This is a genomic window from Ligilactobacillus hohenheimensis (assembly GCF_947381805.1).
In the GTDB taxonomy this organism is placed as follows: domain Bacteria; phylum Bacillota; class Bacilli; order Lactobacillales; family Lactobacillaceae; genus Ligilactobacillus; species Ligilactobacillus hohenheimensis.
In genome coordinates, this window is sequence record NZ_CANCXC010000012.1 from 1 (window position 1) to 611 (window position 611).

The 611-nt window shown below is 45.2% G+C and carries 1 protein-coding gene; it reads left to right on the plus strand.

Annotated features, from left to right (window positions below; genetic code table 11):
* On the plus strand, nt 1-611 hold a 611-nt coding region (locus tag QOR60_RS06825; protein ID WP_283582606.1), incomplete at both ends, for a DDE-type integrase/transposase/recombinase.

Sequence of the window (611 nt, forward strand, 5' to 3'; positions counted from 1 at the left end):
ATTATGTTGCCCAAGGCAACTTATCACGACGAGCGTAAACGGATTGCCAATCCGCATGATAAATACGTCAAAGCGAAGAAAATGATTCTTCAAATCGCACAACGGTTTCAGGTTCGGGGGCGTTGGACGGCGGGCTATCGCCGGATTCAAGCCGAATTAGATAAACAGGAATTACACTTGTCGGGCGATACGGTTCGTAAGCTAATGGGTGAATTGAACGTTCAAGTCAGTCTTTATAACCGCCACCGTAGCGGCAAATATTCGTCCTATCATGGCACGGTAGGTAAGATCGCGGCTAATAAACTGAATCAGGAATTTAATGCGCACCAACCTTACCAGGTCATTCACACTGATGTTACGCAAGTCCGGCTGGCTAACCATCAATGGGCTTATATTTCAGTAATGATTGATGAAGCCAGCCAAGAGATTCTCGCCTTCCAGCTTAGTACTAGTCCAAATAAAGAACTAATTATGCGCACCCTTGAAGAATTAACTGATAACCTACCTGATGGTGCCCAGCCAATCATTCATTCCGACCAAGGCTGGCATTATCAGTTGGCTTACTATACCCAAAAACTCGCGGATTATCACTTTGTTCAAAGTATGTCCCG